The 13,281-nt window shown below is 71.4% G+C and carries 9 protein-coding genes; 2 read left to right on the top strand and 7 right to left on the bottom strand.

Going from position 1 to position 13,281, the window contains the following annotated elements; genetic code table 11:
- Nucleotides 1-31: 31 nt before the first annotated feature.
- From OG285_RS03920 to OG285_RS03930, 3 genes are read right to left on the bottom strand one after another with little or no spacing between them, the layout of a single operon-like run.
- Complete coding sequence (locus OG285_RS03920; RefSeq protein WP_371790173.1) at nucleotides 32-2,023, bottom strand: prolyl oligopeptidase family serine peptidase; 1,992 nt, start codon at nucleotides 2,021-2,023, stop codon at nucleotides 32-34.
- 13 nt (nucleotides 2,024-2,036) lie between these two features.
- Nucleotides 2,037-3,383 carry a M20/M25/M40 family metallo-hydrolase gene (locus OG285_RS03925; RefSeq protein WP_356831005.1) on the bottom strand — a complete coding sequence of 449 codons (1,347 nt, stop codon included), beginning with the start codon at nucleotides 3,381-3,383 and terminating at the stop codon, nucleotides 2,037-2,039.
- Entirely contained in the window at nucleotides 3,376-4,209 is an 834-nt protein-coding gene (locus tag OG285_RS03930) for a M55 family metallopeptidase (protein ID WP_356831007.1), read from the bottom strand. Before OG285_RS03930 ends, OG285_RS03925 begins: the two co-directional genes overlap by 8 nt.
- A 295-nt stretch (nucleotides 4,210-4,504) precedes the next feature.
- Here OG285_RS03930 and OG285_RS03935 point away from each other — a divergent pair, with 295 nt between their 5' ends.
- The gene (locus OG285_RS03935; RefSeq protein ID WP_356831009.1) at nucleotides 4,505-5,497 is read left to right on the top strand and encodes an MASE1 domain-containing protein; all 993 of its coding nucleotides are present in this window, start codon (nucleotides 4,505-4,507) and stop codon (nucleotides 5,495-5,497) included.
- A 51-nt stretch (nucleotides 5,498-5,548) separates the two neighbouring features.
- Here the strand turns inward: OG285_RS03935 and OG285_RS03940 are convergent, their stop codons facing one another.
- The 4 genes from OG285_RS03940 to OG285_RS03955 form a co-directional block, all read right to left on the bottom strand.
- Complete coding sequence (locus OG285_RS03940) at nucleotides 5,549-6,271, bottom strand: class I SAM-dependent methyltransferase (RefSeq protein ID WP_371790174.1); 723 nt, start codon at nucleotides 6,269-6,271, stop codon at nucleotides 5,549-5,551.
- A gap of 112 nt (nucleotides 6,272-6,383) precedes the next feature.
- Nucleotides 6,384-8,828, bottom strand: coding sequence for a SpoIIE family protein phosphatase (locus OG285_RS03945; protein WP_371790175.1), 2,445 nt, complete (start codon nucleotides 8,826-8,828; stop codon nucleotides 6,384-6,386).
- A 177-nt stretch (nucleotides 8,829-9,005) separates the two neighbouring features.
- Entirely contained in the window at nucleotides 9,006-11,411 is a 2,406-nt protein-coding gene (locus OG285_RS03950; RefSeq protein ID WP_371790176.1) for an MFS transporter, read from the bottom strand.
- A 222-nt stretch (nucleotides 11,412-11,633) separates the two neighbouring features.
- Nucleotides 11,634-12,077: an SRPBCC family protein gene (locus tag OG285_RS03955; RefSeq protein WP_356831014.1), complete on the bottom strand. Its 444-nt coding sequence runs from the start codon at nucleotides 12,075-12,077 to the stop codon at nucleotides 11,634-11,636.
- Nucleotides 12,078-12,223: 146 nt separating this feature from the next.
- Here OG285_RS03955 and OG285_RS03960 point away from each other — a divergent pair, with 146 nt between their 5' ends.
- A complete protein-coding gene (locus tag OG285_RS03960) occupies nucleotides 12,224-13,279 on the top strand; it encodes an Rv2578c family radical SAM protein (protein ID WP_356831016.1) in 1,056 nt (351 codons plus the stop codon).
- The last annotated feature ends 2 nt before the right edge of the window (nucleotides 13,280-13,281 follow it).

A 13,281-nucleotide genomic window follows, 5' to 3' on the forward strand; every position in this document is an offset into this window, starting at 1 on the left:
GGTGCCGTGGTGCGGGGTGCCGGGGGGCTGCTCACTTGTTCAGCTCCAGGGCGGTGATGTCGGGCCGCTCGATGCCGAAGGTCTGCGCGTACAGGGAGAGTTCGGCCTCCAGCGCGCGGATCATGGTGTCGGCCCTGCGGAATCCGTGCCCCTCACCCTCGAACGTGAGGTACGCGTGCGGTACGCCCCGGCCCGCCATCCGCTCCAGGAACCGCTCGCACTGCACGGGCGGGCAGATCACGTCGTCCAGCCCCTGGAGCAGCAGGAACGGCGCGGACACCCGGTCCGCGTGCTGGGCGGGCGAGCGGTCGCGGTAGCGGTCGGGGACCTCGGCGAACGGGCCGATGAGGGTCTCCAGGTACTGGGACTCGAAATCGTGGGTGCCGTCCTCGGACGCCCAGTCGGTCAGATCGAGGATGGGGTACATGATGGTGCCGCAGGCGTAGACGCCGGACGACGCCAGCGAGGCGGCCGAGGTCCAGCCGCCCGCGCTGCCGCCGCGGATCGCGAGCCGCGCCCGGTCGGCGCTGCCCTCGTCCGCGAGCGCCCCGGCGACGGCCGCGCAGTCCTCCACGTCCACGACGCCCCACTGGGCGCGCAGCCGGTTGCGGTACTCCCGTCCGTAGCCGGTCGAACCGCCGTAGTTCACCTCGGCCACGCCGATGCCGCGCGAGGTGAAGTAGGCGATCTCCAGATCGAGGACGAGCGGCGTACGGCTGGTGGGGCCGCCGTGCGCCCAGACCACGAAGGGCGGCAGTTCACCGTCCGGCGCGGTCCGGTCCGGGCTGTGCGGCGGGTGGATGTGGGCGTGGATCTCGCGGCCGCCGGGCCCGGTGAACGTGCGGCTGCGCGGATCGGGGTAGTAGGCGGGGTCCACCGCGTCCCGGTGCGGGGCGCCGATGACGCGGGTGTGGCCGGTGCCGGTGTCCAGCTCCACGATTTCGAACGTGGAGCGCGGGCCTGCCGCGAGGCCGACCACCCGGCTGCCGTCCGCGGACAGGGCCGGGGCCCACTCGCTCCAGGGGCCCGGCGCGTCGACGAGTTCGCCGGTCTCCGGGTCGAGCACACCGAGCGAGGTGGTGCCCGCTCCGTGGACGACCGCGATCAGTCCGTCGTCCAGCGGCTCGAACCACTTCTGGCCGACCTTCCAGAGCGGTCCGCCGAACTCCTCGTCGCGGGGGCAGAGTGCGACGGCGGTGCCGTCCTGATCCGCCCGGTAGAGATTCCACCAGCCGGTGCGGTCGGACGCGAACAGCAGCCGCCCGTCCGCCGCCCAGCCGACCTGGGCGACGGACTCGTCGGGTCCTCCGGCGAAGTGCCGGGCCCCCTCGAAGCGGCCGTCGCCCGTGACGTCGGCGACCATGACGTCGCTCCCGTCCCACGGCATCCGCGGATGGTCCCAGCCCAGCCACGCGGCGCTCCGCCCGTCCGGCGAGAGCCGTGCGCCGGTGACGAAGCGGTGCCCGCCGTCGGAGAGTTCACGTACGGCCGTGCGGTCCCCGGCGGCCGAGCCGTCCAGCGGTACGGCCGCGATCACCCGGCGTACATCGGTCGGCGATCCGCCGGTGAACTCCTCCAGTACGCACCAGACTTCACCGCGGTCCAGGTGGATCGCCGGGTCCACCCAGCGCAGCCCGCCGCCCACGGCGGAGACCGGGGTGAGCGGCCTCGGCTGCGCCGTGCCGCCCCGCGCGTCCGGCTCGTACGCGTAGAGCCGCTGGTCGGCGAAGTGGACGAAGACCACGAGTGGTCCGCCCGAGGGACGCGCCACCCCGGCCCAGGGCTGTCCGCCGTACTCCATGACCCGGCTCCGGACGTTCCACGGAGCGGGCAGCGCCGTCTCCTCGCTGCCGTCCTCCCGCCGCCGCACCAGCGCGCGGCGGCCGCCCTCGGCGGGGCGCGGCGCGGTCCACCACACCTCCTCACCGACCGTGCCGACGAACTCGGGACGGCCGTCCTGCGACGCGGCGAGCGCGGCGTCGATCGGCGAAGGCCACGTTCCGTAGGCTCCGGTGGATGTCATGCTGACAACTCCCCTATGCAGTACGCAGATAGTGGTCGAGCACCCGGACGCCGAAGTGCAGCGCGTCCACCGGCACCCGCTCGTCGACCCCGTGGAACAGGGCCTGGTAGTCGAAGCCGATGGGCAGCCGCAGCGGCGAGAACCCGTACCCGGTGATCCCCAGCCGGGAGAACTGCTTGGCGTCCGTACCCCCCGACATGCAGTAGGGCACCACATACCCCTCCGGGGCGAACTTCTCGACGGCCGCGCGCAGTTTCGCGTACGTGGGCGAGTCGACCGGTGCCTGGAGCGCGACCTCGCCGTGGTCGAACTCCCAGTCGACGTCCGGCCCGGTGAGCCGGTCGAGGGTCGTACGGAACTCGTCCTCGCCGCCGGGCAGCATCCGGCCGTCGACGTACGCCGTCGCGTGCCCGGGGATCACATTGACCTTGTAACCGGCGTCCAGCATCGTCGGGTTGGCGCTGTTGCGGACGGTCGGCTCGACCAGCGCGGCGGACGGGCCCAGCTTCGCGAGCAGTGCGTCCACGTCGAAGTCCGGATCGGTGGTGTCCACTTCGATGCCGTGCAGTGCGGCGATCTCGGTGAGCGCGGCCCGCACGGTCGGGGTGAGCCGCACCGGCCACTCGTGTTCGCCGATCCGGGCGACGGCGGCGGCGAGCCTGCTGACCGCGTTGTCCCGGTTGACCTTGGAGCCGTGTCCCGCCCTGCCGTGCGCCGTCAGTTTGAGCCAGGCCGTGCCGCGCTCACCGGCCGCGATGGGGTAGACCGGCAGATCGGGGCCCGCGTGGAAGGTGAAGGCACCGGACTCGCTGATCCCCTCGGTACAGCCCTCGAAGAGTGCGGCGTGGTGGTCGGCGAGGAAGCCCGAGCCGTCGATGGCACTCGCCTCCTCGTCGGCCGTGTAGGCGATGACGATGTCGCGCCGGGGGCGCACGCCCTCCCGCGCCCAGGCCCGCACCACCGCCAGGACCATCGCGTCCATGTTCTTCATGTCGACGGCGCCGCGGCCCCAGACCACCCCGTCCCGGATCTCTCCGGAGAACGGGTGCACGGACCAGTCGTCCGGCTCGGCGGGCACCACGTCGAGGTGCCCGTGGACCAGCAGCGCGTCCGCCGACGGGTCGGTGCCCGGGATCCTGGCGACCACGTTGGTACGTCCGGGAGTGCGCTCCAGGAGCGTCGGCTCGATCCCCGCACCGGCCAGCCGCTCGGCGACGTACTCCGCGGCGGGCCGCTCCCGGCAGTCGCCGCCGCCCCGGTTGGTCGTGTCGATCCGGATCAGCTCCGAGGTGAAGTCCACCACCTCGTCGAGCGCCCGGACATCCAGCGGGACCGCTTCCATCGGGTTCACGTCAGCCATACTGTTCCTCCACCGCGGACGAGACGAGCGTCGTGACCGCCTTGAAGGTCCGAATGCCCTCATACATCGTCTCGCTCGTGTAGGCGACACGCCGTTCGGCCGTGCGCCTGACCCCCGGAACGACGGTCGCCGCACCCACCAGATGCTCCGCGTCGAACTCCAGCTCCACCGTGAAGGCCGTACCGGTCACGGGTTCGTGTCGCACGGCGAGCGCGGTGGCGTCCGCCGCGGCCGACCGGATGTCGGAGGCCGTACGGGCCGGGGTGCGGCAGACCGCCGCGTACCGCGATACGTGGTCCTTCACCGCGACCGTACGGGCCCCGGGCGCGTAGCCCAGCGCATCGGCGCAGGCCAGGTCGTCGCCGGTGACGAGCACCACGGGGACTCCGTACTCGGCGACGACATGTGCGTTGAGAAGGCCCTCGCTCGCCCGTACGCCGTTGAGCCAGACCCCGGTGATCGAGTTGGCCAGGTAGGTGTGGGCGAGTACACCCTCCATGCCGGCGCCGGTGTGGTACCCGACGAAGGCGATCCCGTCGACGTCGCCGTGCTGGACGCCCTCCACCATCGACAGCGACTTATGACGGCCCGTGAGCATCTGGACCCGCTCGTCGAGCTGCTCGATCAGGAGATTGCGCATGGACCAGTGGGCCTCGTTGATGAGCACCTCGTCGGCGCCCCCGTCGAAGAACCCGAGGGCGGCGGCGTTCACGTCGGACGTGAACAGGGACCGGCAGCGCTCCCACTGCGCACTGCCGGGCAGCACGTCACCGGGCCAGGTCACACCGGTCGCGCCCTCCATGTCGGCGCTGATGAGGATCTTCATAGCGCCCCACCGTACTCGCCGGTGAATGCCCAGGCCAGGGACTGTGCGGCCACCAGAGGTACACACCACTGGCACCGGTTCTCCGGCCCTCGGGCAGGGCCGACACAACACGGAGCGCCCCCGTCCCCCGCCAGTTCGGGCGGCGGGGACGCCTCGCGCTTCCCGCGGCGGGACATCGGGGCACGCGCCAGCGGTCCGGTTGGTCTGGATCAGCTAACTTCCCGGGATCCTGCGCATCCACGGGTCGCACGGGGAATACCGGATCAAATCGACTCTTCTCCCCGGGGCGCACTTGATGGCGACTGCTCTGTTCGCACCGGACACCCGGCGGCCGACAGTGGTCGCCGTGCAGCTGCTGCTGGTGGCCGCCGCGTACTACGGAGCGGCGCGCCTCGGCCTCCTCAGGGAGGTGGTGGTCGACGGTGCGGTGATCACACCGCTCTGGCTGCCCACCGGTGTCGCACTCAGCGCCCTGCTCTATCTGGGACTGCGTATCTGGCCCGGCATCGCCGTCGGTGCCCTGCTGTCCATCGCCACGATCAACAACACCCTCACGGAGCCCGGTGTCACCATTGCGGCAGGCAACACCCTGGCTCCGGTCTGCGCGTTCCTGCTGCTGCGCAGGGTGGGCTTCCGCCCGGAGCTGGACCGGCTGCGGGACGGTGTGGCTCTGGTCTTCCTGGGCGCCATGGTGGCGATGCTGGTCAGTGCGAGCGTCGGCTGCGGCACGCTGGCGGCGACCGGCAAGCTCCCCCTCCGGGACTTCGGGCCGGTCTGGTCGGCGTGGTGGGCCGGTGACGCGATGGGGGTGCTCGTCGCCACTCCGGTCCTGCTCGTGCTGCGCAGAGCCAGGCTCCCCCGGGCCACCGACCGGTGGCTCGAGGCGAGCGCACTGGCCGTCGTCGCGGTCGTGGTCACCGTGGTGGCCACGCGGAGCACACTCGCCCTTCTCTTCCTCGTGTTCCCGCTGCTCATCTGGGCCGCACTCCGCTTCGAGCTGCCGGGCAGCGCACCCTGCGCCTGTCTGGCCTCCGTGCTCGCCGTCCTCGCGGCGACCGGCTACAACGGCCCCTTCAGTCACCGGACCCTGTTCGAGGCGACGGCCAATGTGGCCGTGTTCAACGGTTCGGTGGCGCTGACCGCCCTGCTGCTGTCCGCGATCGTCACCGAGCAGAAGAACATCCGCGGCAAGATCGAGCTGGCCTGTCTGGAACTGGCCGATCTGGTCGAGCAGCTCGCTCCCGGGCAGGTGGACATCCTGCCGCCCTACGACGACGGACCCGGCTGACCCACCCACCCGGGTGTTCTCAGGAAGCGGTGTTCTCAGGAAGCAGTGTTCTCAGGAAGCGGCGGCGAGCACGAACCAGCGGGCCGGCAGATCGATCCGGGTGCCGTCGGCCAGGTGTTCGGTCTGGGCCAGCGCCGTGTCACCGCTCGCCAGCACCGTCAGCCCCGCGCCGAGGAGCAGTTCGCGTACCTCCTCCTCCGAGGCGTCGGCCGGTTTGAGCCCGTGTTCGATGACCCTGCGCAGTTTCCCGGGCGGCCCGCCGAGGGCTTCCGACGCCTTCTGGAGCAGCTCCTTCGACGCGGGCGTCAGCTCCACGACGAAGGCCCGCCCCCGCGCGCCCAGCAGCGCCGCGACAGCCGCGGCGACGGCCGGGCGCGCCTCGGGTTCGCTCTGGTGGATGACCGCCCGCATATAGACGTTGGTGTCGCCGATCCGCCGGCTCAGGTCCCGCACCGCGTCCGCGTCGACCAGGTCGAGCTGCGCGAACTCGGCCACGCCCGCGGTGTCCGCCCGGCGGGCGTGCCCGATCGCGGCGTGCGAGAGGTCCACGCCCAGCGCGCGGGCGAAGACGGTGGACAGGTAGCGGGTCTGGGTGCCGTTACCGCAGCCGAGGTCCACGACCGGCAGTGCGGTGTCGGCGTACGGCAGCAGCAGCTCGGTGTGCGGTACGGAGGTGAGCGAGGGATCCGAGTCCCAGATCGCCTCGCCCGGGGTGTCCGATGTGGCCGACCAGAACCCTTCCCACGCCTTCCGGTACTGCGACGACACGTCCATACGTACTCCCAAAGTCCATGACACCCGCGGTGCTCTGCCGGAGAACGACTACCGCTCCGGCGTGGATGCGGGCAAGAGCGCGGACGGACTCGGACGTCCGTGGCGGCCCCTCTCACCCGGTGCCGGCTCCGGAGTGCGCCATCCGGGTCAGCGTCTGTTCGAACCAGACCGTCTTGCCGTGCGCGGTGGCGCTGGTGCCCCACTCGCGGGCGAGACCGCTCACCACCAGCAACCCGCGGCCGGACTCGTCGTCGCCGGACGCGCCGAGCAGCACGGCGGGCGCCGGTTCGTCGTCGCTGACCTCGCAGAGCAGGGCGGCCGTCCTGACCAGCCGCAGCCCGACGTCGTGGGTACGGCCGTGCCTGACGGCGTTGGTGACCAGTTCGCTGACCATCAGCTCGGCCTGCCCCACCGCGTCCGGCAGTCCCCAGTCGAGCAGCTGCCCGCGGACCAGCCGCCGGGCCCGCGCCACTTCGCGGGGGTCGAGGGCGAGCCGCCACTGTGCGACGTCGTCGGCGGGGATCCCGTTGACCCTGGCCATCAGCAGCGCCACGTCGTCCTTGCGGCCGCCGCTCGGGTTCAGCGCCCGGATGATCGTGTCGCAGGCGTCGTCCATGGAGGCGGCGGGGTGCGCGGCCGATGCGCAGAGCGCGGCGAGCCCGGCCCCGATGTCCTGGCCGCGCACCTCGACCAGACCGTCGGTGCAAAGGACCAGCCGGTCACCGGGGCTCACCCGTACGGTCGCGGTCTCGAAGGCGACACCCCCGACGCCGATGGGCGCACCGGTCGGCAGATCGAGCAGCTCGGCCCGGCCGTCGGCGGCACGGACCAGGACCGGCGGGATGTGTCCGGCGTTCGCGATCTGGAGTTCGGCGCGGATCGGGTCGTAGACGGCGTACAGACAGGTCGCCAGATACGTCTCACCGAGCCGCTGCGCCAGGTCGTCCAGGTTGCGCAGCAGCTGGGCGGGGGGCATCTCCATGGTGGCCATGGTCAGTACGGCCGTGCGCAACTGGCCCATCATCGCGGCCGAGTTGAGCCCGTGCCCCATGACGTCACCGACGACGAGCGCGGTCCGCGAACCGGGCAGCTTCACCGAGTCGAACCAGTCGCCGCCGACGCGTCCGAGCCGGGCGCCCGGCAGATAGCGGGTGGCGATGTCACAGCCGGCCATCCGCGGTTCGACCGTGGGCAGCATGCTGTCCTGGAGCGTCTCGGCGACGTTCTCCTGATAGGTGTACATACGGGCGTTGTCGAGGACGAGCCCGGCGCGGGCGGCGAGTTCGGCGCCGGTGGTGCGGTCCATGGCGTCGAAGGGCTCACGGCCCGGCCGGCGCATCAGCACCATGAAGCCGAGCACCACGTCACGGGCCTTCAACGGCACGATCAGCAGCGACCGGTGGGTGATCAGCGGCCGCAGGTCGCGCTTCTCGAACTCGCCGGAGATCCGGTTGCTCAGCTCCTCGTCCACGTGCCGCACGAGAACGGGCTCGCCGGTGACCATGCACTGGAAGAACGGGGTGTGCTCGGGGAACGCGATGGCCTCGCCCACCGGCACGGTGTCGTCCCAGCGGCCCGGTTCGTCGTTGTGCTCGACCCAGACCCGGTGCCAGACGGTGGTGACGTCGGGCGGTCCGTCGGGGAAGCCTTCGCCCGCGAGCACCGCGGCGCGCAGATGCGTGCCCGCGAAGTCGGTGAAGCGCGGAACGGCGGCGCTGGTCACCTCGCGGATGGTGCGTTCCAGGTCGAGGGAGGTCCCGATCCGCCCGCTGGCCTCGTTGAGGAACTCCAGCCGCTCGCGGACCGCGGCGTACTCCAGGTCGAGTTCGGGGCGGGGCGCCGCACGGACCGCGAGGGAGGCGTCGGGCGTGTCCCGGGGACCGTCACCGGCCGGGCCGCGCGGGGTGTGTCGCGGCACACCCCAGTCCGGGGTGACGGGGGCCTGTTCGCGTCGGCTGAACTCCACTACGGGATAGCCCAGTTCGAGGACCTGGGCGACGATCCCGGTCGCTTCCCGGACGCTCATGTTCGGCAGGATCTCCGGGAGCCGTCCGGCCAGCTCCCGGTAGCCCGGGAAGTCCGTGTGGAGCGCGAAGGCCGGGGCTATGGTCCCGGGGGCTCCGCCCTCGCCGCCGTCCGCCAAGAGCGCCGCGTCGGCCGCGAGGACGAGGAGGCGCCCGGGATCGGGGCCGATCAGTGGGTACGCCCACCAGAGCACGTCGATACGGCCGTGCAGCGGCTCGTCCAGCCGGGCCCGGCCGGCTGACGGATAGGCGACGATCCCGCTGATCGAGCTGTCGAGTTCGGGGCCGAAGTCCGCGTACGAACCGTCCGGCCCGCGCTCCCCCTCCCGGCGCAACACCCCGGAGACCGGGAGCAGTTCACCGGCGGCGCAGCCGACCGCGTCCTGCCGCGGGACACCGAAGAGCCGGCGGGCACCCGTCGACCAGTGCGAGACCAGCCCTTCGGCGTCGACGACCACCACGGCGAGCGGCACACGGCCCGCCGCGGCATCACGCCGCCGGTCCGGCCTCTGCGGTGGTACACCAACGTCCATGGCTGGAAGGCTCCTTCCCGGCCGCATGGCTCTGCGGTACGTGGCTCCACCGTACGGCTCCGCCCGCGGCGCCCGGGGGGCATCGGCGGAATCGGCCCCTGCGGGTGGTGCGCCCGGCGTGCGCCGGGCCCGGCGCACCCGCCGCGGGGCCGAACCGCACGAGCCGGTCCCGGTGGATCAGTCCTCGTGTCCGAGCTGGAGATCGCGCTCGGTGCGCCCGCCGCCCGCGACCTGGAGCACCGTTGCCACCGGCGGGTAGCCCGCCGCGATCACCGTGTACTCACCGGACGACAGATCCACGAAACGGAACGTGCCGTCCGGGCCCGTGGTGAGGGTGTCCACCACGTTCCCCGCCGCGTCGAGCAGCGTCACCCGCGCGTCCTCGACCGGCCTGCCGCCGCTGGCGCGCACGGTGCCGCGCAGCACCGCGCCACCGGCGAGTTCGACGTCCTGCCGGGTCTCCCGTGCTGCCTGCACACTCACCGGCATCGCGGCGGGGCGGAACGCGGGGGCACTTCCGGCGAGGGTGTACTCGCCGGCCACCAACTCGTTGATGACGTACCCGCCTTCCCGCCCGCTGCGGGTGGAGGCGACGACCTCGCCGCGTACGTCGGTGAGGGTCACGGCCGCGTCGTGCACCGGCGTGCCGTCCGCGGTGACCACGGTCCCGGCCAGCCGTCCGGCGCCGCCGAGCACCACGTCGAGGTCGACGGGGCGCTCGCCGACGGTGACGCTGACGGCCTGCGGCTGGTGACCGCCCGCCGCCGCGATGAGGACGTACGAGCCGGATCCGGGCACGCTCAGCGCGTACCGCCCGTCCTCGCCGCTCGCACCGCGCCCGATCTGGCGTCCGGTGATGTCGATGAGGGTGAGTGCGGCGCGCGGCACGGTGGATCCGTCGTAGTGCTGGACGGTCCCGCAGACCGGGACGCCCGGGACGTACGCGGCTTCCGGGACTCGGGCGGCGGGCACGGCGGCATCCGGTGCGGCGGTGGGGACGTTGTGGGACACCAGCGGTTTCTCCTTGAGGAAGAAGGCGATGAACAGGCCGAGCACGAGCACCGGCACCAGGTAGAGGAAGATCCGGGGCATGGCGTCGGCGTACGCCCGGATGTAGCCGTCCCGCAGCGCGGGCGGCAGTGAGCGGACCAGCTGCGGAGTGATCGACTCGGGGTCGGGCAGCTGCGCGCCGGACGGGATGCGGACCTTGAGCGCGTCCGTGAGGCGGCCCGCGAAGAGCGCGCCGAAAATGGCCGCGCCGACGCTGCCGCCGATCTGCCGGAAGTAGTTGTTGGCGCTGGTGGCGGTGCCGAGGTCGCGGGGTGCCACGGAGTTCTGCACGGCCAGCACCAGGACCGACATGATCAGCCCGATACCGATGCCCAGCACGGCCATCCAGATGCTGTACGTGAGCTGGGGGGTGTCGGTCTCCAGACGGGAGAGCAGCCACATCCCGACGGCCGAGATCGCGCTGCCGAGCACCGGGAAGATCTTGTACCGCCCGGTGCGGCTGGTCAGCTGTCCGGAGACGATGGAGGCGATGACGACACCGCCCATCATCGGCAGCATGAAGAGCCCCGACTCGGTGGCGCTGGCACCGTCGACCATCTGGAGGAAGGTCGGCAGATAGCTGGCGGCGCCGAAGAGCGCGACCCCGACGACGGCCCCGACGAGCGCCGTCACATTGAAGATCGCGTCACGGAACAGCCGCAGCGGGATGATCGGTTCGGGCGCCCGGTGCTCGACGGCCAGGAAGAGCAGGGTCGACACGGCACATCCGGCGGCAAGACCGACGATGGTGTGCGAGCCCCAGGCGTACTCGTTGCCGCCCCAGGTGGTCAGCAGCACCAGACAGGTCGAGGCGGCGGCCAGGAGCAGGGCGCCGAGGATGTCCAGGCGGGGCTTGGCAGTCGGCTTCGGAAGCTTCAGCACGACCGCGATGACGGCCAGCGTGATCAGGCCGAACGGCACGTTGATGTAGAAGCACCAGCGCCAGGACGCGTGGTCGGTGAAGAAGCCCCCGATGAGCGGCCCGGCGACGGACGCGAGTCCGAAGACCGCGCCGATCAGCCCCATGAAACGGCCGCGTTCACGCGGCGGCACGATGTCGCCGATGATCGCCTGCACGCCGATCATGAGGCCGCCGCCCCCGATGCCCTGGACGGCGCGGAAGGCGATGAGTTCGTTCATCGTCCGGGACCAGCCGGCCAGGGCCGAGCCGATCACGAAGACGATGATCGCGAACATGAAGATGCTCTTGCGGCCGAAGAGGTCGCCGAGCTTTCCGTAGACCGGCAGGCCGATCGTGGAAGCGAGGAGATACGCCGTGACGGCCCAGGACATCTTGTCCAGGCCGTGCAGTTCACCGACGATCTTCGGCAGCGCGGTCGCCACGATCATCTGGTCGAGCGCCGCGAGCAGCAGCGTCAGCATCAGCCCGAAGAAGACCATCCGCACCCGGCTGGGGCTGAGTTCGGGCTGCTCCCCCGCCGCCGGGGGTGCCGGGGGCGGGACGACCGCCGCCTCCGTCAGGACATCGGTCCGGCCGTCCGGACCGTCCTTCACCAGAGTGATTCCACCCACGTACCGCTCCCCTCGTCGCGCCTGCGCCGCCCTTTTCTCGCATTCGACGACAAGGGGTGCAAGCGCGACGATTGGCGCGCGAGGCGCACGCCGGGGGCTTCAGGGCCGGTGGGAGCCCCTACGGCGCACAACGGGGCCGTACAGAAAACCACTCGAACCGGTGAGCATCATTTCCGCCCGAAGGGGTTACGCGGCGGGTTGGCGAGACCGCAGGAGGGCGGCCTACTTGGCCACTTCGGCGTCGAGCTTCGCGAGCATCTCGTCATAGATGCGTCCGAGGCCCTTGGGGGCGAAGGTCTTCTCGAAGAAGCCGCCGATGCCTCCGGCGCCGTTCCACACGGTGGAGACGACTGCCTTTGACTTGCCGTCCCCCGCGGGGGTGACCGTCCAGGTGGTCACCATGGAGGAGTTCCGGTCCTTCTCGACAAGCTGACCGTCGGTCGGCTCGGTCACATCGAGCAGGCAGTCCCGGATGCGCTTGCTGGTGGCCTGGAGCTTCCAGTGGACGAGCGTGCCGTCGCCGTCGCCGCCCTCCCGGACCTCGTACTCGCTGAAGTGGGCGGGCAGGAGCCTCTCGCGCGTGCCGCTGTAATCGGCGAGTGCGTCGAACACCGCCTCGGCGTCCGCCGCGATGATCCGCTCCGTGGTGGCCTCTACCTGCGCCATACCAGTTCCTCCAGCTGTCGTTCTTCGGTCGGTGTGATGAACCGCGTGCTGAGCCAACCACCTCGGGTGCGGGCACGGAAATCCGGGTTGCACGAATCATGGGAACAGGTGTTCTATTCACGAGTACGTGCTATCGAGGAGGCGCCATGCGCTGGGACCAGCTGACCGAGAACGGCGGGAACAACGGCACCGCGGGGGACGCCGGAACCGGTGAGAACGCCGCACTGTTCGGGGCGGACTCCGTGATCACCCGCACCGTCGACACCCCGGAGTTCCGCGGGATCACCTTCCACGAGGTGCGGGCCCGTTCGATCGTGAACCGGGTGCCCGGCGCCTCCCGCATGCCGTTCGAATGGACGGTCAACCCCTACCGGGGCTGCAGCCACGCCTGTGTGTACTGCTTCGCCCGCAAGACCCACAGCTATCTGGACCTCGACACCGGACTCGGCTTCGACTCGCAGATCGTCGTGAAGACCAACGCGCCGGAGCTGCTGCGCGCCAAGCTCGCCTCCCGCCAGTGGCAGGGCGCGCACATCGCCATGGGCACCAATGTCGACTGCTACCAGCGGGCGGAGGGACGGTACGGGCTGATGCCGGGCATCATCTCGGCCCTGCGCGACTACGCGAACCCGTTCAGCATCCTGACCAAGGGCACGCTGATCCTGCGCGATCTGGAGCTGCTCCAGCAGGCCGCCCGGGTCACCGACGTCGGCGTCTCCGTCTCGGTCGGCTTCGTGGACGAGGAGCTGTGGCGCACGGTGGAGCCGGGCACCCCCGCACCGCTGCGCCGGCTCGGTGCCGTACGCACCCTGACCGACGCCGGAATCGGCTGCGGTGTGCTGATGGCGCCGGTGATCCCGTTCCTCGGCGACCACCCGGACCAGCTGCGCGCCACGGTCCGCGCCGTCGCGGCCGCCGGGGCGACCTCGGTGACCCCGCTCGTGCTGCATCTGCGGCCCGGGGCGCGCGAATGGTTCATGTCCTGGCTCGGCGAGCACCATCCGCAACTGGTCAGGCGCTACGAGCGGTTGTACGCGGAGGGGGCGTACGCCCCCAAGTGGTACCAGCGCCGGATCACCCGCCAGGTGCACGAACTGGCCGCCGAGTACGGCATCGGCCCCGCCCAGCGCGGTGTGCCGCGCCGGATCCCGGCGCCACCGGAGACCTCACCCGCGGCGCCCACCCAGCTCGCACTGATCTGAAC

It is taken from the genome of Streptomyces sp. NBC_01471 (assembly GCF_041438865.1).
In the GTDB taxonomy this organism is placed as follows: domain Bacteria; phylum Actinomycetota; class Actinomycetes; order Streptomycetales; family Streptomycetaceae; genus Streptomyces.